The organism is Blastomonas sp. AAP53, from assembly GCF_000331245.1.
In the GTDB taxonomy this organism is placed as follows: Bacteria; Pseudomonadota; Alphaproteobacteria; order Sphingomonadales; family Sphingomonadaceae; genus Blastomonas.
In genome coordinates, this window is record NZ_ANFZ01000009.1 from 400049 (window position 1) to 418239 (window position 18191).

Here is an 18191-nt window from a genome sequence, read left to right on the forward strand (position 1 = left end):
GGCGATACGGTGTGGTAGGCAAGCGCGCAGCCTGCCCCCACAGGTCCGCCCTAACCGATCAGCCTAAAGAGTTCGTTTACGCCGGCCGTCATTCTGCGGCGCGACGGTGCTCCTGGTCGAGGAACTGAGCGACATCGTCCAAATCGACGTCGTGACAGACGAAAGTCTGGCCGATCCCGCGCAGAAGCAGGAAGGGGAGTGTCCCTCCGGTCATCTTCTTGTCGTGGCGCATGTGATCCACCAACGCTGCTCCATCGGCAGTGACACCTGCTGCTGCAAGTGTGGTCGGCATGTTGCAGGCAGTCAGGTGCGCCGCGAGCCGATCCGCATCGGATGGGGCGCACAGGCCGCGCCGCGCCGAATAGCGCAACGCCAGTACCATCCCGGTTCCGACAGCCTCGCCGTGCAACAGCCTGTCGCCAAAGCCGGTATCGGCCTCCAGAGCGTGTCCGAACGTGTGCCCCAGATTGAGCAGCGCCCGGCGATCCTTGGTCTCGCGCTCGTCTTCGCCGACGATCCTTGCCTTCGCAGCCACGCTGGTCACGATCGCCTGCTTGAGCGATGAGGCTTGCCGGGCCAGGACGTTCTGGCCATGCGTCTCGCACCAGTCAAAGAAGGGTGCATCGTCGATCAGGCCATATTTCACGATTTCGGCATAGCCCGCCCGCATTTCGCGCGGAGGCAGCGTGGCCAGGACCAGCGGGTCGATCAGCACGAATCGCGGCTGGTGGAAGGTCCCGACCAGATTCTTGCCTGCTGCAGTGTTAATCGCGGTCTTGCCTCCCACAGAGCTGTCCACCTGCGCCAACAGGGTCGTGGGGATCTGCACGAATTCACACCCGCGCTTGACGATCGACGCGGCAAACCCGGTGAGGTCGCCGATCATGCCGCCGCCGAGCGCAAAAATGGTGTCGCTGCGCTCGACGCCTTTCTCGAGCAGCCAGTCGATGATGCGCGCCAGCTCCGCCCAGCTCTTGCTCGCCTCGCCTGCTGGCACGATGTGGAGATGCGCCGCGATCCCGGCTGACGCCAGCTGGGCTTCGATTTTGGGCCAATGATGCCGTGCTACCTGGCTGTCGCTGATCCACAAGGTGCGACCGCGCTTGATCCAGGGGCTCAGGTGATCGGAGATCCGGTCAAGGGTGCCGGCTTCCACCAGGATATCATAGCTGCGCTGACCCAGCGCGATGTTCAGCTGTGCCATTGGGTCAATGCCTCCAGAATGGAAAGAACCGTGCGATTGTGCGGGCCGTCCTTGCTGCGGACATGCAGTTGCGCCTGCGCGTAGATCGGGTTGCGGACGTCCGCCAGCCGCGCGAGCACTTCTGCGGGGTCGCCATTGCGCAGCAACGGCCGGGTATTGCGGCGGCTGACCCGGTCGACCAGTGTCTGAAGATCGGCATTCAGCCAGATCGCGATCGCGCCGCCGAGGATCAACGTGCGGGTTTCGTCATTCATGAAAGCGCCACCGCCGGTGGCGATGACTCGCGGTGTGCCATCGATCAGCCGTGAGATCACCCGCCGCTCGCCATCCCGGAAATAGGGCTCGCCGAATTTCTCGAAGATCTCGGCGATGCTCATCTGCGCAGCCTTTTCGATCTCCTCGTCGGCATCGATAAAGTCGATTCCCAGATCGCCTGCCAGTCGCTTGCCAACGGTCGATTTGCCCACGCCCATCAGGCCCACCAGCACGATGGGCCGGTCAAGCCAGCGCATGATATCGCCCGCCAGCTGCGCGGGGTCTGATTTTCGGTTCTGCAGCATTGCCGCGCAGCCTATAAATAGGCTAGGCGGTGGCGCAAGCTATCTTGACCTATACGGAGCATATCCTGGCCATGGCCATTCTGGGACAGAATTACGGACGACGCAGACGGCCTGTGGGGCCGATCATCCTGGCAGCGCTGGGCGTGGTGTTGATCGCGTTCGTGGTCCTCGCCTGGTCGCGCGGCGGCGAAGTGCCGACCGAGCGCGTCGAAAAGACGATCCCGCTGCCGACTGCCGCTGCGAGCAGCGCCGGTCCGGACGCTTCACTGCCTGAAGGCTGATACAATGCGGCGGGGGATGTATCTGGCCTGCGCCAGCCTGTTGGCGTTGGCATTCGTTTCGGCACCGGTGATTGGACAGAACGAGGCCCCTGAATCGCTTCTGCCACCGGGGTTCAACGATCCCGCGCCAGCACCCTCCCAGGCTGAACCACTGCCGCTCGCAGAACCCGGCAGGGCAGTACCGGCGCCCGGCCCGGCCGTGCCTGTGCCTGTGGTGCCGCTGCCTTCGGTTGCCGAGCAGGAACCCACTGACGAGGAACTGAGCGCGGAGCTGGCGAAGCTGCAGGAAGAGATGGCAGCGCAGCTGGCGTTGACCCAGGCGCTTCCGCCCAGCGCCCGCCGTTCGCTCGATCGGATCGGCCCGCTGACCGAAAGCCACGGCGGCTATGCCGCAGCTTCGCTCGGCAATATCGGCGGTGCCTATGCACAGACACTGGTGCGCCGGACGGGCGGACGCATAGTCTCCCGTTGGGCTTCACTGGGTCTGCAAAAGCTGCTTCTGAGCGAACTTGCGACACCGCAGGGGCTCAACGGCGCGAACTGGGCCGCTGAGCGTGCGGCATTGCTGTTGCGGATCGGGTCCGCCGATGGCGCGGTGCGCATGGTGCAGGCGGTCGATCCGCCAGCAGCCACTCCCCGCCTGCTCAACGTCGCGCTCGACAGCTATGTGGCATCTGCCGACCCGTTGGGCATGTGTCCGCTGATCCCGTTCGTCGGTGCCTCTGCCAAGGGCAACCAGTGGCAGCTGATCCGTGCCATCTGCTCGGGCTTTTCGGGCGAGGGCGGTTCGGCGCGCGAGCAGATCGACCGCGCCAGGCGTCAGGCCGATATCGACCGGATCGATGTCGTGCTGGCCGAGAAGATCGTCGGGGCCAGCCAGAACGGCAGGCGCGCGGTGACCGTGCAATGGGACGACGTCAATCAGCTCACCCGCTGGCGCTTTGGTCTGGCGATGACCGCAGGGGTAGAGCCGCCCGAGGCGTTGTACGCCCGAGCCGACCGTAATTATCAGGCATGGCGCGCCCGCGCTCCCATGGCGCCGCTCGCCTCGCGCGTGCAGGCCGCCGACATGGCAGCGGCGATGGGTGTGCTGTCCAGCGCCGACATGATCGACCTTTATGGTGCGACGTTTGACGATCCAGGGACCAATGAGACCTTACGCGATCGCACCGCCCTGCTGCGCACAGCCTATGTCGCCGCCGACGTCGACGATCGCATTCGGGCGATGCAGGCGCTCTGGAACCGTTCGGAAAATGCGTTTGTCCGTTATTCGGCCCACATCCTGACTGCACATGCCGCCGCGCGCGTCGCGCCGTCTGAAGAACTGTCCGATTACGCAGACGACCTGATCGTTTCGATGGTCTCGGCAGGGTTCGATACCAGCGCTTCGCGGTGGATGCAGGTTGCTCCACAGGGCAGCCTTGGCTGGGCCGTGCTTGCGGTGGCGCTCCCCGGGCGCTCGCAGCTATCCGCGTCGGACGTCGGCGAGTTCTTCGACAACGATGACAGTGAAAGCGGGCGCAAGAGTGCGTTTCTGGTCGCTGGCCTTGCCGGACTCGGGCGCATCAGTGGAGCAGACCGGGATTCGCTGGCCAGTGACCTGGGCATCGCGTTCGGTGGTGAATCGCGCTGGTCGCGCGCCATCCGGGCTGCGGCTTCCGAAGGGAATGACGGCCTGGTGACCTTGCTGGTCGGCATGGGCATGCAGGGCAATGACTGGTCGGCGATGACCCCGCGACAGCTGTATCATGTTGTCGCTGCGCTTCGCGTTGCCGGACGGCAGGCCGAGGCCCGGATGATCGCCGCAGAAGCCGTCAGCCGCGCCTGACCGATGGCTGGCGACGACGCCCGGCTGATCGAACGGTATCTGGAGATGATGGCGGCAGAGCGCGGCGCATCCGCCAACACTTTGGCCGCCTATCGCCGCGATCTGGAGCAGGCATCCGATGCGCTGGGTGGCAGGCTGTGCCAGGCAGAAGATGATGCGCGCGCGGTACTCGATCACCACTGGCGCACCCTTGCATCGAGCACCCTGGCCCGCAAAAGTTCAGCACTGCGGGGTTTCTTCGCGTTTCTGAAAGACGAAGGGCTGGGGACGTCGCCCCGGCAGGCGCAGGCCATGCTCGCGCGCCCGAAGGTGCAGCGGCCGTTGCCGAAGATCCTGAGCCATGACGATATCGCCAAGCTCTTTACCCTTGCCGAAGACCGGGCATCGGCGCCCGACGCACGCCCGGCGGATATCCGCCTGTTGGCGCTGATCGAACTGCTCTACGGGTCAGGCCTGCGGGCGAGCGAGCTCGTCAGCCTTCCGCGCGGTGCGGCGCACGCCGGACGGCCACTGCTCGCGATCACCGGCAAGGGCGGCAAACAGAGACTGGTGCCGATATCGTCGCGCGCGCGCGCGGCGCTGGCGCGCTGGCTGGATGTGCCGGTCGCAGATCCGCGCTGGCTTTTTCCATCGCGCACCGGGCACATCAGCCGCATCAGGTTGTACCAGCTGGTCAAGGAGTTCGCCGCCGGTGCCGGGATCGATCCGGCGCGAGTCAGCCCGCACGTGCTTCGCCATGCCTTTGCCACGCATCTGCTCGAAGGCGGGGCTGATCTGCGCACCTTGCAAACCTTTCTCGGCCATGCCGACATCGCCACGACGCAAATCTACACGCATGTCGATAGCCGCCGCCTGATCGAACTCGTCAACAGCCGCCATCCCCTTGCGCAAATGAACCTTGCCGATACGCGGCGGCATGGCTAGCAGGACTGCATCATGACTATCACAAGCTATCTGGAATTCGAGAAACCGATCGCCGCGCTCGACGCGCGCATTGCCGAACTGCGCGAAACCGCAGACACCGGCGAGATCGACATCGAAAGCGAAATCGAGCGGCTCGCGGCCAAGTCGCGCAAGCTGCTGGCCTCCACCTATGCGGGTCTGACCCCGTGGCAGAAGACGCAGGTGGCCCGCCACCCTGCGCGCCCGCATTTCAAGCATTATGTCGCCGGCATGTTCGATGATTTCCTGCCGCTAGCTGGCGATCGCGCCTTTGGCGACGACAAGGCGATCATGGGCGGCTTTGCGCGCCTGGGCGAGCTGCGGGTGATGGTGATCGGGCATGAAAAGGGCGACACGACCGAAAGCCGCATCCGTCACAATTTCGGCATGGGCAAGCCCGAAGGGTATCGCAAGGCCATCCGGATGATGGATCTCGCTGACCGGTTTGGCCTGCCGGTGGTCACGTTGGTCGACACATCGGGTGCATTTCCCGGTGTTCAGGCCGAGGAGCGCGGACAGGCCGAGGCGATCGCCCGGTCGACCGAACGCTGCCTGACGCTGGGTGTGCCCATGGTTTCGGCCATCGTCGGCGAAGGTGGATCGGGCGGCGCGGTCGCTCTGGCCTCTGCCGAGCGCGTGCTGATGTTCGAACATGCTGTCTATTCGGTGATTTCGCCCGAAGGCTGCGCCTCGATCCTGTGGCGCACCGCCGACCGGGCTGCCGATGCGGCAGAAGCCATGCAGGTGACGGCAGCCGACCTCAAGCGGCTCAATGTCATCGACCGCATCGTCAAGGAACCAGTGGGCGGTGCCCATCGTGACCACGCCCAGGCGATCCGCGACCTTGGCAAGGCCATCCGCGAGGAGCTGGAAACGCTCAAGGCGCTCAGCCCTGGCGAGCTCAAGGCCGCGCGCGAGGCCCGGTTCCTTGCCATCGGCGCGCTCTGACCCAGCTGTAAAATCACGCAACCGCAGCGCTCCTGCATCGTTGTGCGGGCAACGCCATTTGATCCTGCGACCGCAAGGCGGCATCATGCAGGCAAAGGGCAGGGGCCCGTAACAATGAAGGAGAGCAACATGGCGCGTCGAACCAGGCATTTGGCGATCATGGCAGCGGCAGGCGCGAGCGCGCTTGTCCTGTCGAGCGGCGGCATCGCGCCGCGGGCCGAGGCGCTGGTAGCGCAGGCTCAATCGATCACTGCGGCTGAAAAGAAGCAGGGATCAGAGGTTCACCCGAAACTGCTGGAAGAGTTCGGCGGGGCCTATCAGGTGCCGCAGACCGCTTATGTGGTGCAGGTGGGCAAGGGAATCGCCGTGCAGTCTGGCCTCGGCAATGCGCGTGATGATTTCACCGTCACATTGCTCAATTCACCGGTCAACAACGCCTTCGCGATCCCCGGTGGCTATGTCTATGTCACCCGCCAGCTGATGGCGCTGATGAACGACGAGGCCGAACTGGCAGGCGTTCTGGGCCATGAAGTCGGCCACGTTGCTGCGCGTCATTCGGAAAAGCGGCAAAAGGCCGCGCAGCGCAACAGCATCATCGGCCTGCTCGGCCAGATTGGTGCTGCAGTGCTGCTGGGCGATGGCGCTGCTGGGCAGCTCGGCCAGCAGGTGTTCGGCACCGGCAGCCAGCTTTTGACGCTGAAATATTCGCGCAAGCAGGAGGAAGAGGCGGACGATCTGGGTGTGCGCTATCTCAGCACCGCAGGCTATGATCCGCAGGCTCTGTCCTCGATGCTCGCCTCGCTGGCAGCGCAACAGGCGATCGATGCCCGCGCACAGGGCGGCGATGCGCGTTCGGTGCCGGCTTGGGCGAGCACGCACCCCGACCCTGCACGCAGGGTCAGCCGCGCGGCGACCAACGCCCGAAAATTCGGTGGTACGAATCGCAATCGCGATGTGTTCCTGACCCGGCTGGACGGGCTGCTCTATGGCGATGATCCCAAGCAGGGCATGGTGCAGGGCAGGGAGTTCCTGCATCCCGAACTGGGGCTGAAGTTTGCGGTGCCGGCAGGCTATGCAATGCAGAACGGGACATCGGCAGTCACGATCAGCGGCCAGTCGGCCCAGGCGCAGTTTACTACAGCGGCGTATTCGGGCGATCTTGCGCGCTACATCGATCAGGCTTTCGCCTCTGTCGGTGGCAACACGCGGATCAATTACGACCAGATCCGGCGCACGACGGTCAATGGCCTGCCGGCCGCCTATGCCACGGGCCGGGTGACCGCCAATCGTCAGGTTCTGGATGTGACGGTGTTCGCCTATGCGTTCGCCAACAACCGCGCCTATCATTTTGTGGCGCTGGCCCCCGCCGGGCAAAGCGGTGTGTTCACGCCGATGTATCAGAGCGTTCAGCGTCTGAACGGAGTGGAAGCTGCGCAGATCAAGCCAAAGCGGGTGCGGATCGTTACTGTCCAGCGCGGCGACACCATTCAGCGGCTGGCGTCACGCATGGCCTTCGATGACCTGAAGACCGAGCGCTTCATCGCGCTGAATGGCCTGGCCGCCAACAGCACGCTCAATCCCGGCCAGAAGGTGAAGATCGTCACCTTCTGATCCAGGCACATGAAAAAGGGCCGGTGATCGCTCACCGGCCCTTTCGCAAAAGCTGTAAAGGTTTGGAGTATCAAGCGATACTCAGTTGCCCTTTGCCACTTCCGAGCCGACCTTGTTGAAGGTGCCCGACAGCTTGGTGCCCAGGCTGCTCATGGCAGTGATGGCGGCGACGGCGATCAGAGCGGCGATCAGGCCGTACTCGATGGCGGTGGCGCCCTTGTTGTTCTTGATCAGGTTACGAATGGTCGTCATGTCAGGTCTCCTGTAAGGCTATCTTCACTTCCCCGCTGGCTCCGGCGTTCAATCCGGATGAGCCAGAACGGTTTATTTCAGATTGGTTTTGAATTGGTTAAAGTGCGGCAGTTATAAAATTTCTCGACAGTTTTTGGATCAGTTGTTGGTCACTTCTGAGCCGACCTTGTTCCACATATCGGTTGTTTCGGACGCGACCGATTGGATTGCCGTCATGGCAGCAACAGCGATCAACGCAGCAATCAGGCCGTATTCGATGGCCGTTGCCGCTTTTTTGGATCTGGCAATTTTCATGATTTTCTGGCGCATTGCGGTTCCGAAACTTGCCGGGGACCAGTTTGCCCCCGCGTGAAAATCGCTCGAAATTCTTGTAAAAAGGTTAAACCCGGTTGTTGTGATGGAAAATAGTCCGACACTTTTCCCCGTTGTGGCGGCATTGCTGTGCGACTCCCGCGGTCGCGTGCTGGTGCAGCAGCGCCCCGAGGGCACAGCGATGGCAGGTCTTTGGGAGTTTCCCGGCGGAAAGATCGAGCCTGGTGAATCGCCAGAAATCGCCTTGGCGCGCGAACTGGCCGAAGAACTGGGCATTGCGGTAGACCCTGCCGATTGCGTGCCGATGACCTTTGCCAGCGCGCCATTGGGCGGCAAGCATCTGGTGCTGCTGCTGTTTCGCTGCGTTGCCTGGCAGGGCGAACCGCAGGCACTGCACGCCACGGCGTTGCAATGGGCTAGCGTGGAAGAGTTGTATGCGCTGCCGATGCCGTCTGCGGACCTGCCGCTGCTGGCAATCATTCAACAGATGCAAGGGGCAGGCCCCACGCCTGCGGGCACCGTGGAGGGCACATGCATTTAATTCTTGCCGGGGCCACAAAAAGGTGTTGCCAAGCTGAAAACCTGTGTCTATCTGCGCCACTCCAACGCGCCCGTAGCTCAGCTGGATAGAGCATCAGACTACGAATCTGAGGGTCGGACGTTCGAATCGTTCCGGGCGCACCATTTTCCTTCACCGGAAAAATGAGGACTGAAAAGGCGGGCAATTTGCCCGCCTTTTTCTGTTTGTGCAGCTCCCTTGGGGCCATCTGCAATATGGTTTCATTTGACACCAGTTTGGTCGCGGACTATCCTTCAGCGACAACAGTGGCGCGAAGAGGATGATGTCATGGCCGATCTATTCGAGAATCCCCTGGGACTGGACGGGTTCGAGTTCATCGAATTCTGTGCCCCAGAAAAGGGTCTGCTCGAGCCGGTCTTCACGGCCATGGGCTTCACCCGCATCGCACAGCACCGATCGAAAGACGTCCATCTGTGGCGGCAGGGCGACATCAATCTGATCGCCAATTACGAACCTGCCAGCCCCGCAGCCTATTTTGCCGCAGAGCACGGCCCGTCGGCCTGTGGCATGGGCTTTCGCGTACGCAATGCCCGTGAGGCGTATCAGGAAGCACTCGCACGCGGCGCAGAACCGGTGGAAACCCGTACTGGCCCGATGGAGCTGCGCCTGCCCGCCATTCGCGGAATTGGCGGCGCGATGATCTATCTGATCGACCGGTACGCATCGCTCGATGCTCCCGAGGCGCTGTCGATCTATGACATCGATTTCGAATTCCTACCCGGCGTCAACCGCCATCCGGTAGGCGCGGGCTTCCGCATGATCGATCACCTCACCCATAATGTCTATGGCGGCCGCATGAACCATTGGGCGAAGTTCTACGAGCGTGTGTTCAACTTCCGCGAAATCCGCTTCTTCGACATCAAGGGCGAATATACCGGCCTCACCAGCCGCGCGATGACCGCGCCCGATGGCAAGATCCGCATTCCGTTGAACGAAGAGGGCGCCAAGGGCGGCGGCCAGATCGACGAATTCCTGCGCGCCTATAATGGCGAGGGCATTCAGCATATCGCGTTCATCTGCGACGACCTGATCGCCTGTCTTGACCGGATCAGGGCGCTGGGCGCGCCCTTGATGACTCCGCCGCCGGCCACGTATTACGAGGCGCTCGAGGAGCGTCTGCCGGGCCATGGCGAGCCTGTCGAGGAACTGCAGATGCGCGGTATCCTGCTCGATGGATCGACCGAGAACAACGATCCGCGTCTGCTGCTTCAGATATTCGGCCAGCCGGTGATTGGCCCCGTGTTCTTCGAGTTCATCCAGCGCAAGAAGGACGAAGGCTTTGGGAACGGCAATTTCACCGCGCTGTTCAAGTCGATGGAAGAAGACCAGCTGCGCCGCGGCGTGCTGAAGGTTCAGGAACCGGCAGAATGACCGCGCCTTTCGCTCTCTCGCGCATTCACCACGTTGCCTATCGCTGCAGGGATGCCAAGCAGACGGTGGAATGGTACGAAAGGGTGCTGGGCATGACCTACACCAGCGCCTTTTCCGAGGACCATGTGCCGTCCACCGGGGCCTATGACCCCTATATGCATGTCTTCCTCGACTGCGGCGGTGGCAATGTGCTGGCGTTTTTCGAGCTGCCCGAGCAGCCCGAAATGGGCCGCGATGCCAATACGCCCGAATGGGTGCAGCATATCGCCTTCGAGGTCGCGGACCTGGACGCTCTTCTCGCCGCAAAGACCCATATCGAGGGGCTGGGCATCGACGTGCTGGGGCCGACGTTCCATGGTATCTTCCGCTCGATCTATTTCTTCGATCCCAATGGCCACCGCGTCGAGCTGGCGTGCAACATCGGCAAGCCCGAGCATTACGCCGAGCTCAAGCGGGTCGCGCCCCTGATGCTGGAGGAATGGAGCCAGACCAAAAAGGCTCCGCGTCATGCGGACTGGTTGCACAAGGATCCCGATGCGTCCTAAGGGTGCTCGCCATGACCTTCGAAGACCAGCTTGAGCGCTATTTCGGCACGCGCAACCCGACTGCCATCGCCCCTCAGGCCGTACCTGCAGCTATCGAGCGCATGCAGGTCGATCTGGGGCTTTGCACGGTTTCAGGCGAGCGCTTTGCCATCTGGTGCATGCTGTTTATGTTTGGTCAGGCCCCCGATATCGATGAAACCTTTGCCGAGCGCTCAGAGCGCGATCTGGCGCGCGACTTCATCGAGATGTCGGAACAGGCCGAGCAGGGGGGGTGATCGTGGCAGAGATCATCAACCTGAGGCAGGCGCGCAAGGCGCTCAAGCGTAGACAGGGCGAGACCATTGCCGCTGCCAATCGCGCCAAATTCGGTCGCACCAAGGCCGAGCGCTTGAGCCAGACGAGCGATCAGGACCGGGCAGCGCGGCTGCTTGAAGGTGCACGGCGGGAGCAGGATTGATGCGATCGACCGGAGACAGCGTCAGCGTGCGCCTTTACCATCTGGATGGAGAGGCGGAAGGCGGGGCGGCCAGTACGCTGTTCTACGGTCCGTTGGTCGAAGCGCTTCGCCTTGCCGATCAGCAACCTGCCGAGGTGCAGGAAGGGCTGTTCATCGCCACCGACAATGATGTTGTGGCGTATCTCGACCTGATCGAGACCTAGGCTCTGGCCTGCTCCGCAACATCGAGTATGCATTCGACAAAGCCCTGCGGGTCATCCTCCTGAATGAAGTGACTGCCGCTCAAGGTGCAGTGTTTCTGCCCCTCGGTGCCGGGCACCCGCCCGACAAACAGCGCGTCGCCGCCGCGGGTGATCGGGTCACGGTCGCTGAAGCAGCACAGGAACGGCTTTTCCCAGCGATCAAGAACCTCCCATGCCTTCAGCTGATCGGGCACCGCAACGTTCGGGCCCAGAGGTACAAAGCTCGGGAAGATGCGCGCGCCAGCCTTGGTGCTGCCATTGGGGAAGGGGGCATCATAGGCCGCAATCTCGGCCTGTGAAAGCTCGCGCGAGGTGCCCTTGGCGATGATCTTGCCGATCGGGAACACAGGGCTCCATTTGGAGAACGCCCGCCAGATGGCAAACGCGCGCGGCGCATCCTGACCGGCGGGCAGTCCGCCGTTGGACAGCACCACACCATTGAACCGTTCGGGCATTTCGGTGACGAGGCGCAGTCCGATCAGGGATCCCCAGTCCTGGCAGGCCAGGGTGATGTTGGTGAGGTCGAGCTTTTCGATCCAGCGCCGCATCCAGCCCACATGCCGGGCATAGCTGTAGTCGCTCTTGCGCGCGAGCTTGTCGGATTTGCCGAAGCCGATGAGATCAGGCGCGATGGCGCGATAGCCAGCAGCCGCAATGGGCCCGATCATGTGACGATAGAGATAGCACCAGCTGGGTTCGCCATGGAGCATCAGCACCACCGGAGCATCGCGCGGACCTTCGTCGACATAATGCACGCGTAGCCTCGTGCCATCGGTCGGGTCAGCAATTTCGGCGTAATGCGGTGCAAACGGGAAATCCGGGATCGCTGCAAATCGTTCGTCCGGCGTCCGTAAAACTCGCATATGTCCTCTCCTTCAATCTAATGACATAGCAAATGACATATTACGTTAGTGGGTGCAACGCACTGTGTCGCGGCGCCAAGAATTTCCCGGTGCTCACGTGGACAGCAACTGTTGACCATCCCGGCAGGACGAAGTTGCTCCAGCCGATCGCCGGATCGATCACTGGCGTCAGGTGTAGACGCACCATGCCCATGTCCATCTCTCCCGAATGGCAGCAGCTCGCCATTTATGCCGCCGCAGCGGCAGTGCTGCTCGTCGTGTTGTTCAATCTGCCCTATGTCGGGCGTGCGCTGCGGTCGCTGTTTTCGGTTGCGCTGCTGGCGTTGTGCCTGTTCGTGCTGCTGCAGCAGGCTCCATTCGACCCCACGCTTTCGCGCGTGGCGGGGCAGCTTGGGATCGACGGCCAAACGGTGCAAGGCAACGAGGTCCGGCTGCAAATGGCCGGTGACGGTCACTTCTGGGCGCAGGCATCGATCAACGGGATCGAGCGGCGCATGCTGGTGGATAGCGGCGCGACAGTGACTGCATTGTCGAAGGCTACCGCCGACGAGGCGGCGGTCGCGCTGGGAACAGGGTTGCTACCGGTGATGCTGCGCACGGCCAATGGCACGGTGCAGGCGAACACCGGCACCGTAGATCAGTTCAATCTTGGAACCATCGAGGCGCGCAATCTGAAAGTCGTGGTCTCACCGGCGTTGGGCGATGTCGATGTGCTGGGCATGAACTTTCTATCGCAGCTGGAATCCTGGCGGGTCGAGGGCAGAACCCTGGTGCTCGTTCCCAAGGTTTCCGGGGCCGAGAGCAAAGTGACGCACGAATAGGCCGGATTTTTAGCCGCCTTGAAGGAACCGCTGGCGCAGTGTGCCGTAGCCTTTGTTGCCGGGCAGCATCCCAACAACGAAGGACCAAGCGGACGATGGTTTCCGAAACGTTACTTGCGGTGCCATATTGCGGGCTCACCGCTGCGGATCGCTGGATGGGCAGCTGGAACCTCGACCCGGGGGTGATCAGCCTCATTGGCGTTGTCATGGTCTTGACGGTTCGAAGGCCCGCAGGCGCGCTCCGATGGCGTTGGGCTGCGGTTGCGTTGATGGCGCTGTTATGGGTTTCGCCCTTCTGTGCGGCATCTGCCAGCCTGCTTTCCGTGCGGGTCGCGCACCATATGGTCGCAATGCTGCTGCTCGCCCCCGCGCTGGCGCTGGGTTGGCCGAAGGTCCACATCGGCGATATGACAGGTTGGGCGATCGTCGCCGCCATCTCGCTGAGTGCCTGGTTCGTGCCTGCAGCCTATAGTTTTGCCTGGGAATGGGCTGCAGGCTATTGGGTGCTGCAGCTGGCTATGGTCGGCGCTGCGTGGCAGTTCTGGTCCAACTGGTTCCATCCTGCTGCAGAAGGCCGGCCGCTGGTCATGGCGGGCACCCCGGCGTTGCTGGCAATGGTGATGGGCTTTGTCGGCGCGCTGCTGACCTTCGCGCCCCGGCCTCTTTATGCCGAGCACATCTTTACCACCGTCCAGTTCGACGTCTCGGCGTTATGGGATCAACAACTCGCCGGATTGCTGATGTGGACCATCGGGATGGTGCCGATGGCGGTGCTTGCATTCGTGCGGCTTGGCAAAATGGCAGGTGCCACAGGTGAACGCGCCGCATGCTGATCATCTGGTCGACCCTGATATTCAAGGCACTGCATATTTCGACAATATCGTTGTGGGCGGTGGGTCTGGTGATGCAGCCGCTGCTCTTTCGCGGATATCGACCCCAGATGAGCGACACTGCTTATATCCGGTTCCGCCAGCTCACCCATTACAGCTACATCCGTTTTCTGACCCCCGCAGCCGTGATCGCAGTGGGGACCGGCATCGTGCTGATCCTGCTGCGCGGCATTTTCGAGCCGTGGCTGTTCGCCAAGCTGGCACTGGTCTCGCTGCTGGCGATGCTGCACGCCTATGTCGGTCACATGATCGTGCTGACCGCCGAGACGCGCGGGTCGGTACGGTTGCCGTCGCCCCTCATGGTGCTTGGACCGGTGCTGCTGGTGCTGACGGGAATACTGGTTCTGGTCCTGGCCAAGCCGGTGGTGACGGTCGAATGGCCGCAATGGATGACCGAACCTCAGTCCTTCTCGCTGCCGCGCTGGGTGCCGATTTGATAATCGAACACCAGCTTGCCGCCGTGCCATCCGGTCAGGCCCGTCATGATGACGCACAGCGCAGACAGCATGACGCCGTAGGGCAGCACTGCGCCTGCCGGATCGGCGAGCCGCACGCCCCAGTTTCCGCCCAGCACGGACAGCAGTGTCATGGCGAGGATGAAATGCGTCCAGCTTGCCGCCCGCACCCGGATGCCGGGGACGGCCAGCAATTCCACCGTGCCGACAATTCCGGCCAGAACGCCGAAGACAAAGCCCGATCCGATCGCCCACAAGGCGGCGCGCGCCCAGAAAACGTCGCCGGTGGCCCAATAGAACAGGTCCGCGCCAAAGGTGCCGAAGGCGGCGGTGATCGGGAAGGCGACCATCATCGCGTGGATCGGGTGGCTGGCGATAGCCATGCGCGATTCGGTCTCGTTGAACATGCGGCTCGACAGGATTGGGTCGGCCCGCAGAGCCTCGGTATCTTCGGTCATCGCACGAAATCATCCTTCAGCCGGTTGCATCAGGTAATGCGCGCATCACTTATCGGTTCCCTCGGGCTGCTGGCGGCATGCCAGGGGCCGCTCTCGACGCTCGATCCGGGCGGCCCGCAGGCACAGTCGGTTTTCGTGTTCACCTCGGTCATGGTCGGGGTGGCGTGCCTTGTCTTCGTCATTGTCATCGCCCTGTTCGCGATCGCGCTGCGGCGCCGCCGGCGAACCGCGCGCAGCCGGGATGCTGATCAGACGGATGCTACGGCATCGCGTGCGGAGCGTCGCTGGATGCTGGGACTGGGCATTGCCTTTCCCATGAGTGTGCTCACCATCTTGCTGGCTGCGACCTTGTGGGTCGGCGAGAAACAGTTCTTCCGGAACGACAATCTGCCGATATGGCGGGCAACTGCTTCGCAATGGGGATGGCGCTTCGCGCCGCTCCGTGGCGATGGGTCGGTCGGGGCGAGCGCCGAGAGGCTGGTCATCCCCGCTGGGCAACCGGTGATTGTCGAGATCGTCTCGACCGATGTGATCCACAGTTTCTGGGTTCCGCGCCTCGCGGGCAAGATGGATGCAGTGCCCGGCAAGCCCAACCGCCATCTGATCGAGGCCGATCAGCCGGGCACCTATCTGGGCCTTTGCGCCGAATATTGCGGCATCGGGCATGACCGGATGCGCTTCGAAGTGGTGGCGACATCCCCACGGGCAACAGCTGCCGGGGGCATGCGATGACGACCGATCAACTTCAGCATCAACCGCCAGCGCAGCCGCGTGATCCTGCTGCGCTGCATGCAGAGCTTGATGCGGTCTGGAAGGCTCTGCCGGGCTGGCGTGGGTTCGTGTGCGAGGTAAACCACGGCGCGATCGGCCTGCGCTTCATGGCGACCGCGATCGTGTATTTCGCGATTGGCGGGGTGCTTGCGATGCTGATCCGCGTCCAGCTGGCCAGCCCGCGCGCGGCCTTCATCGGGCCGGACATCTACAACCAGTTGTTCACGATGCACGGCACGATCATGATGTTCCTGTTCGCTATCCCGATGCTGGAGGGGCTGGCGCTTTACCTGCTGCCCAAGGTGATGGGCGCGCGTGACATGGCCTATCCGCGGCTCTCGGCTCTGGGCTGGTGGTGTTATGCGCTGGGCGGGCTGATCCTGCTGGTGGCGATGCTCGCGGGCGTTGCGCCCGATAGCGGGTGGTTCATGTACACGCCGCTGTCGGACAAGGTGCACACACCGGGGATCAATGCTGATGTCTGGCTGCTTGGCATAACCTTTGTCGAGATATCGGCGATCTGCGCGGCGGTGGAAATCACCGTGTCGATCCTCAAGCTGCGCGCAGAGGGCATGGCGCTGACGCGTCTGCCGCTGTTTGCCTGGTACATGCTGGGCACGGCGGCGATGATGCTGATCGGCTTTCCGCCGCTGATCCTGGGATCGATCCTGCTCGAGGCGCAGCGGGCGTTCGATTGGGCGTTCTTCGATCCCGCGCGCGGCGGCGATCCAATCCTGTGGCAGCACCTGTTCTGGCTGTTCGGCCATCCTGAGGTGTATATCATTTTCCTGCCCGCAGCAGGCGCGCTCTCGATGATGATCGCAACCTTCGCGCGCCAGCCGCTGATCGGCCATGCGATGATCGTTGCTGCGATCTGGGCGATGGTGTTCCTGAGCTTCGGGCTGTGGGTGCACCACATGTTCACCATCGGCATCCCGCATCTGGCGCTGGCGTTCTTTTCCGCCGCCTCCATGCTGGTCGCGGTGCCGACATCCGTGCAGATCTTCGCTTGGATCGGCACCTTGTGGAGCGGCAGGCCGCGCTGGTCGCTGCCGATGCTGCACATCACCGGCTTTTTCCTGACCTTTGTGCTGGGCGGACTCACCGGTGTTATGCTCGCCGCGGTGCCGTTCAACTGGCAGGCACACGACACCGCGTTCGTCACCGCGCATCTGCACTATGTGCTGATCGGCGGGTTCGTCTTTCCGATGCTGGCAGCGATCACTTACTGGATGCCGCATTTCACCGGGCGCGCGCCCGTGCGCGGGCTCAGCACGGCGGCGTTCTGGTTGATCTTCACAGGCGTGCACGGCACGTTCCTGGTGATGCACCTGACCGGCCTGCTCGGCATGCCGCGCCGGGTGAGCATCTATCCCGACAATCCCGAATGGGAGCTGCTCAACCTGATCTCATCGGTCGGTGGGTTCATCATGACCGCCGGCTTCGCGCTGTTTGCGGTCGATATGGGGCTGCAACTGTTCATGGGGCGGCGCACGCGGCGTAACCCATGGCGGGCGACCAGCCTGGACTGGGCGATGCGGCTACCACCGCCCTCATACAATCTCGCGTCACTGCCGCGCGCGGACACGGAAACCGACGAGCGCAAGCTGACGCCATCCCGGCTCGATACGCTGGCCACATCGCTGGCGATGGGTGAGGGGATGCTGGCCGGCGCTCCGCGCGGCGTGCGTGAAACGCTGATGATCGATGCGGTCAGCGGCAAGGCTGAGGCAGTCGCGGTACTGCCGGGCAACACGATGCGTCCGTTCATGACCGCGCTGACGATCGGGCTGTTCTTCCTGTCGATGCTGGCGGGCTTCTACTGGGCTGCGGCAGCGGCGTTGGTGCTGGTCGCGATTGTCTGCGCCAGCTGGATCCGTCCGGTCGTGCCGGCTGACCCGGACTATGGCGCTGTCGCTGATCGGATCGAAGGACTGCCGGCAACGCCATTCTATTCGCATGGGCCGGGCTGGTGGGGCTCTGCCGTGCTGCTACTCGCCAATAGCAGCCTTTTCCTCTCGTTGCTGTTCGCGGTCGCGTTTCTGGCGGTCGTCGCTCCAGGCTGGGACACTGTGCCAGCGGATAATGCTCTCAGCGCTGGGCAGCTGGCCGGATTGCTGGTCACGGCCATTGGCGGTGCACAGCTTCTATGGGCTGCGATGTGCTCAAGGTCGCATGGCGGCATGGCAAGCCGGGCATTGGCATGGTCGGGCATTGTGGTGGTCGCTGCCGGGGCGCTGGTATCTGCCGTGCTGCTGGACGGGTCCCCGACGACCCATGCGCGCTATGCGGTGCAAGGCGCGATTTTGGCGTATCTCGTCATCCACGTCCTGATCCTGGTGACCATGCATCTGGCTGCTGCGCGCGCGCATCGCATCGGCGTTCAGCGCATCGTCACCCACGGCGTCCTTGCGCAATGGCACAGCTATACCGGTCTGGCGGCGATCATCGGCGCGCTCGCTCTTGGAGTGGAGGCGCTATGAGAGAGGGCCCGACCTTGTTCCGCGTGACCTTGGCGCTGCTGTCTGGGCTGCTGCTGTGGGCGGCCTGGTTTGCGCTCGCCTATGCGCTGCACGGTGCGCAATGTGCCGGGTCCACAGGCCTTTCGCAGACAGGGGGCCAGATCGCGCAGGTGGCATTGCTGCTCGCCACCCTGGTCATCATCATTCTGCAGGCGCGCTGGGTAACCCAGCCACAGACGGCTAGCGGTCTGCACCGCACGGCGCGGTATCTTCAGGTGACGGCGATCGTGGCGACGGCGTTTGTCGGGGTGCCGATTTTCGTGCTCGCACCCTGTTGA

General features: G+C 63.0%; 23 protein-coding genes and 1 tRNA gene. 18 read left to right on the top strand and 6 right to left on the bottom strand.

Annotated elements, in window-relative coordinates:
- Positions 1 to 88: 88 nt before the first annotated feature.
- Positions 89 to 1204: a 3-dehydroquinate synthase gene (aroB, locus tag D618_RS0108810; RefSeq protein WP_017671144.1), complete on the bottom strand. Its 1116-nt coding sequence runs from the start codon at positions 1202 to 1204 to the stop codon at positions 89 to 91.
- A complete protein-coding gene (locus D618_RS0108815; RefSeq protein ID WP_040370491.1) occupies positions 1192 to 1716 on the bottom strand; it encodes a shikimate kinase in 525 nt (174 codons plus the stop codon). Before D618_RS0108815 ends, aroB begins: the two co-directional genes overlap by 13 nt.
- Positions 1717 to 1835: 119 nt before the next feature.
- On the opposite strand from D618_RS0108815, the gene D618_RS19685 reads away from it, so the two are divergent.
- The 5 genes from D618_RS19685 to D618_RS0108840 all read left to right on the top strand — a co-directional run bounded on the left by D618_RS19685 (position 1836) and on the right by D618_RS0108840 (position 7374).
- Positions 1836 to 2045 carry a hypothetical protein gene (locus D618_RS19685; RefSeq protein WP_152414611.1) on the top strand — a complete coding sequence of 70 codons (210 nt, stop codon included), beginning with the start codon at positions 1836 to 1838 and terminating at the stop codon, positions 2043 to 2045.
- A gap of 4 nt (positions 2046 to 2049) precedes the next feature.
- A complete protein-coding gene (locus D618_RS0108825; protein WP_152414612.1) occupies positions 2050 to 3873 on the top strand; it encodes a hypothetical protein in 1824 nt (607 codons plus the stop codon).
- 3 nt (positions 3874 to 3876) lie between these two features.
- A complete protein-coding gene (locus D618_RS0108830; RefSeq protein ID WP_017671148.1) occupies positions 3877 to 4797 on the top strand; it encodes a tyrosine recombinase in 921 nt (306 codons plus the stop codon).
- An 18-nt stretch (positions 4798 to 4815) separates the two neighbouring features.
- Positions 4816 to 5763 carry an acetyl-CoA carboxylase carboxyltransferase subunit alpha gene (locus D618_RS0108835; protein ID WP_026091472.1) on the top strand — a complete coding sequence of 316 codons (948 nt, stop codon included), beginning with the start codon at positions 4816 to 4818 and terminating at the stop codon, positions 5761 to 5763.
- A gap of 129 nt (positions 5764 to 5892) precedes the next feature.
- Positions 5893 to 7374: a M48 family metalloprotease gene (locus D618_RS0108840; RefSeq protein ID WP_026091473.1), complete on the top strand. Its 1482-nt coding sequence runs from the start codon at positions 5893 to 5895 to the stop codon at positions 7372 to 7374.
- 81 nt (positions 7375 to 7455) lie between these two features.
- Here D618_RS0108840 and D618_RS0108845 read toward each other — a convergent pair whose 3' ends face one another.
- Together D618_RS0108845 and D618_RS19365 are read right to left on the bottom strand one after the other, a co-directional pair.
- Positions 7456 to 7626 (bottom strand): Flp family type IVb pilin, encoded by a 171-nt coding sequence (locus tag D618_RS0108845; RefSeq protein ID WP_017671151.1) that lies wholly within the window; start codon positions 7624 to 7626, stop codon positions 7456 to 7458.
- Between the two features lie 138 nt (positions 7627 to 7764).
- Complete coding sequence (locus D618_RS19365; RefSeq protein WP_017671152.1) at positions 7765 to 7935, bottom strand: Flp family type IVb pilin; 171 nt, start codon at positions 7933 to 7935, stop codon at positions 7765 to 7767.
- 88 nt (positions 7936 to 8023) lie between these two features.
- Here D618_RS19365 and D618_RS18090 point away from each other — a divergent pair, with 88 nt between their 5' ends.
- The 7 genes from D618_RS18090 to D618_RS0108885 all read left to right on the top strand — a co-directional run bounded on the left by D618_RS18090 (position 8024) and on the right by D618_RS0108885 (position 11094).
- Positions 8024 to 8479, top strand: a complete 456-nt coding sequence (locus D618_RS18090) for a (deoxy)nucleoside triphosphate pyrophosphohydrolase (RefSeq protein WP_040370385.1) — start codon at positions 8024 to 8026, stop codon at positions 8477 to 8479.
- Positions 8480 to 8545: 66 nt separating this feature from the next.
- Positions 8546 to 8622 (top strand) — tRNA-Arg (locus D618_RS0108860).
- Positions 8623 to 8785: 163 nt separating this feature from the next.
- Positions 8786 to 9889 (top strand): 4-hydroxyphenylpyruvate dioxygenase, encoded by a 1104-nt coding sequence (hppD, locus tag D618_RS0108865; protein ID WP_017671154.1) that lies wholly within the window; start codon positions 8786 to 8788, stop codon positions 9887 to 9889.
- The gene (locus tag D618_RS0108870) at positions 9886 to 10434 is read left to right on the top strand and encodes a VOC family protein (RefSeq protein WP_017671155.1); all 549 of its coding nucleotides are present in this window, start codon (positions 9886 to 9888) and stop codon (positions 10432 to 10434) included. The genes hppD and D618_RS0108870 overlap by 4 nt, the downstream gene beginning before the upstream one ends.
- 11 nt (positions 10435 to 10445) lie before the next feature.
- Entirely contained in the window at positions 10446 to 10709 is a 264-nt protein-coding gene (locus D618_RS0108875; RefSeq protein WP_017671156.1) for a hypothetical protein, read from the top strand.
- A gap of 2 nt (positions 10710 to 10711) precedes the next feature.
- A complete protein-coding gene (locus D618_RS0108880) occupies positions 10712 to 10891 on the top strand; it encodes a DUF4169 family protein (protein ID WP_026091474.1) in 180 nt (59 codons plus the stop codon).
- Positions 10891 to 11094 (top strand): hypothetical protein, encoded by a 204-nt coding sequence (locus D618_RS0108885; protein WP_017671158.1) that lies wholly within the window; start codon positions 10891 to 10893, stop codon positions 11092 to 11094. Before D618_RS0108880 ends, D618_RS0108885 begins: the two co-directional genes overlap by 1 nt.
- Here D618_RS0108885 and D618_RS0108890 read toward each other — a convergent pair.
- Positions 11091 to 11996: a haloalkane dehalogenase gene (locus D618_RS0108890; RefSeq protein ID WP_026091475.1), complete on the bottom strand. Its 906-nt coding sequence runs from the start codon at positions 11994 to 11996 to the stop codon at positions 11091 to 11093. The two genes, D618_RS0108885 and D618_RS0108890, sit on opposite strands and share 4 nt — an antisense overlap.
- 185 nt (positions 11997 to 12181) lie before the next feature.
- Here D618_RS0108890 and D618_RS0108895 point away from each other — a divergent pair, with 185 nt between their 5' ends.
- From D618_RS0108895 to D618_RS0108905, 3 genes are all read left to right on the top strand, one after another.
- Positions 12182 to 12817 carry a TIGR02281 family clan AA aspartic protease gene (locus D618_RS0108895; RefSeq protein WP_026091476.1) on the top strand — a complete coding sequence of 212 codons (636 nt, stop codon included), beginning with the start codon at positions 12182 to 12184 and terminating at the stop codon, positions 12815 to 12817.
- A 350-nt stretch (positions 12818 to 13167) separates the two neighbouring features.
- Positions 13168 to 13650: a cytochrome c oxidase assembly protein gene (locus D618_RS18095; RefSeq protein ID WP_343207525.1), complete on the top strand. Its 483-nt coding sequence runs from the start codon at positions 13168 to 13170 to the stop codon at positions 13648 to 13650.
- 107 nt (positions 13651 to 13757) lie between these two features.
- Positions 13758 to 14144: a hypothetical protein gene (locus D618_RS0108905; protein ID WP_193746702.1), complete on the top strand. Its 387-nt coding sequence runs from the start codon at positions 13758 to 13760 to the stop codon at positions 14142 to 14144.
- Here the strand turns inward: D618_RS0108905 and D618_RS0108910 are convergent.
- Positions 14108 to 14620: a DUF2231 domain-containing protein gene (locus D618_RS0108910; protein ID WP_017671163.1), complete on the bottom strand. Its 513-nt coding sequence runs from the start codon at positions 14618 to 14620 to the stop codon at positions 14108 to 14110. The genes D618_RS0108905 and D618_RS0108910 overlap by 37 nt on opposite strands.
- Before the next feature lie 36 nt (positions 14621 to 14656).
- On the opposite strand from D618_RS0108910, the gene D618_RS0108915 reads away from it, so the two are divergent.
- The 3 genes from D618_RS0108915 to D618_RS18100 are packed head-to-tail and all read left to right on the top strand — an operon-like array spanning position 14657 to position 18191.
- Positions 14657 to 15352, top strand: coding sequence for a hypothetical protein (locus tag D618_RS0108915; protein WP_017671164.1), 696 nt, complete (start codon positions 14657 to 14659; stop codon positions 15350 to 15352).
- The gene (locus D618_RS0108920; protein ID WP_017671165.1) at positions 15349 to 17874 is read left to right on the top strand and encodes a cytochrome c oxidase subunit I; all 2526 of its coding nucleotides are present in this window, start codon (positions 15349 to 15351) and stop codon (positions 17872 to 17874) included. The genes D618_RS0108915 and D618_RS0108920 overlap by 4 nt, the downstream gene beginning before the upstream one ends.
- Complete coding sequence (locus tag D618_RS18100; RefSeq protein ID WP_040370386.1) at positions 17871 to 18191, top strand: hypothetical protein; 321 nt, start codon at positions 17871 to 17873, stop codon at positions 18189 to 18191. Before D618_RS0108920 ends, D618_RS18100 begins: the two co-directional genes overlap by 4 nt.

What these genes read in the sequence shown, in the direction of transcription:
- D618_RS0108910 (WP_017671163.1), bottom strand. Translation starts at nt 14,620, where the DNA reads ATGACCGAAGATACCGAGGCTCTGCGGGCCGACCCAATCCTGTCGAGC.
- D618_RS0108875 (WP_017671156.1), top strand. Translation starts at nt 10,446, where the DNA reads ATGACCTTCGAAGACCAGCTTGAGCGCTATTTCGGCACGCGCAACCCG.
- D618_RS19365 (WP_017671152.1), bottom strand. Translation starts at nt 7,935, where the DNA reads ATGCGCCAGAAAATCATGAAAATTGCCAGATCCAAAAAAGCGGCAACG.
- D618_RS0108830 (WP_017671148.1), top strand. Translation starts at nt 3,877, where the DNA reads ATGGCTGGCGACGACGCCCGGCTGATCGAACGGTATCTGGAGATGATG.
- aroB (WP_017671144.1), bottom strand. Translation starts at nt 1,204, where the DNA reads ATGGCACAGCTGAACATCGCGCTGGGTCAGCGCAGCTATGATATCCTG.
- D618_RS0108870 (WP_017671155.1), top strand. Translation starts at nt 9,886, where the DNA reads ATGACCGCGCCTTTCGCTCTCTCGCGCATTCACCACGTTGCCTATCGC.
- D618_RS0108840 (WP_026091473.1), top strand. Translation starts at nt 5,893, where the DNA reads ATGGCGCGTCGAACCAGGCATTTGGCGATCATGGCAGCGGCAGGCGCG.
- D618_RS19685 (WP_152414611.1), top strand. Translation starts at nt 1,836, where the DNA reads ATGGCCATTCTGGGACAGAATTACGGACGACGCAGACGGCCTGTGGGG.
- D618_RS18100 (WP_040370386.1), top strand. Translation starts at nt 17,871, where the DNA reads ATGAGAGAGGGCCCGACCTTGTTCCGCGTGACCTTGGCGCTGCTGTCT.
- D618_RS0108895 (WP_026091476.1), top strand. Translation starts at nt 12,182, where the DNA reads ATGCCCATGTCCATCTCTCCCGAATGGCAGCAGCTCGCCATTTATGCC.
- D618_RS0108905 (WP_193746702.1), top strand. Translation starts at nt 13,758, where the DNA reads ATGAGCGACACTGCTTATATCCGGTTCCGCCAGCTCACCCATTACAGC.
- D618_RS0108920 (WP_017671165.1), top strand. Translation starts at nt 15,349, where the DNA reads ATGACGACCGATCAACTTCAGCATCAACCGCCAGCGCAGCCGCGTGAT.
- D618_RS18090 (WP_040370385.1), top strand. Translation starts at nt 8,024, where the DNA reads ATGGAAAATAGTCCGACACTTTTCCCCGTTGTGGCGGCATTGCTGTGC.
- D618_RS0108915 (WP_017671164.1), top strand. Translation starts at nt 14,657, where the DNA reads ATGCGCGCATCACTTATCGGTTCCCTCGGGCTGCTGGCGGCATGCCAG.
- D618_RS0108885 (WP_017671158.1), top strand. Translation starts at nt 10,891, where the DNA reads ATGCGATCGACCGGAGACAGCGTCAGCGTGCGCCTTTACCATCTGGAT.
- D618_RS0108845 (WP_017671151.1), bottom strand. Translation starts at nt 7,626, where the DNA reads ATGACGACCATTCGTAACCTGATCAAGAACAACAAGGGCGCCACCGCC.
- D618_RS18095 (WP_343207525.1), top strand. Translation starts at nt 13,168, where the DNA reads ATGCTGCTGCTCGCCCCCGCGCTGGCGCTGGGTTGGCCGAAGGTCCAC.
- hppD (WP_017671154.1), top strand. Translation starts at nt 8,786, where the DNA reads ATGGCCGATCTATTCGAGAATCCCCTGGGACTGGACGGGTTCGAGTTC.
- D618_RS0108825 (WP_152414612.1), top strand. Translation starts at nt 2,050, where the DNA reads ATGCGGCGGGGGATGTATCTGGCCTGCGCCAGCCTGTTGGCGTTGGCA.
- D618_RS0108890 (WP_026091475.1), bottom strand. Translation starts at nt 11,996, where the DNA reads ATGCGAGTTTTACGGACGCCGGACGAACGATTTGCAGCGATCCCGGAT.
- D618_RS0108815 (WP_040370491.1), bottom strand. Translation starts at nt 1,716, where the DNA reads ATGCGCTGGCTTGACCGGCCCATCGTGCTGGTGGGCCTGATGGGCGTG.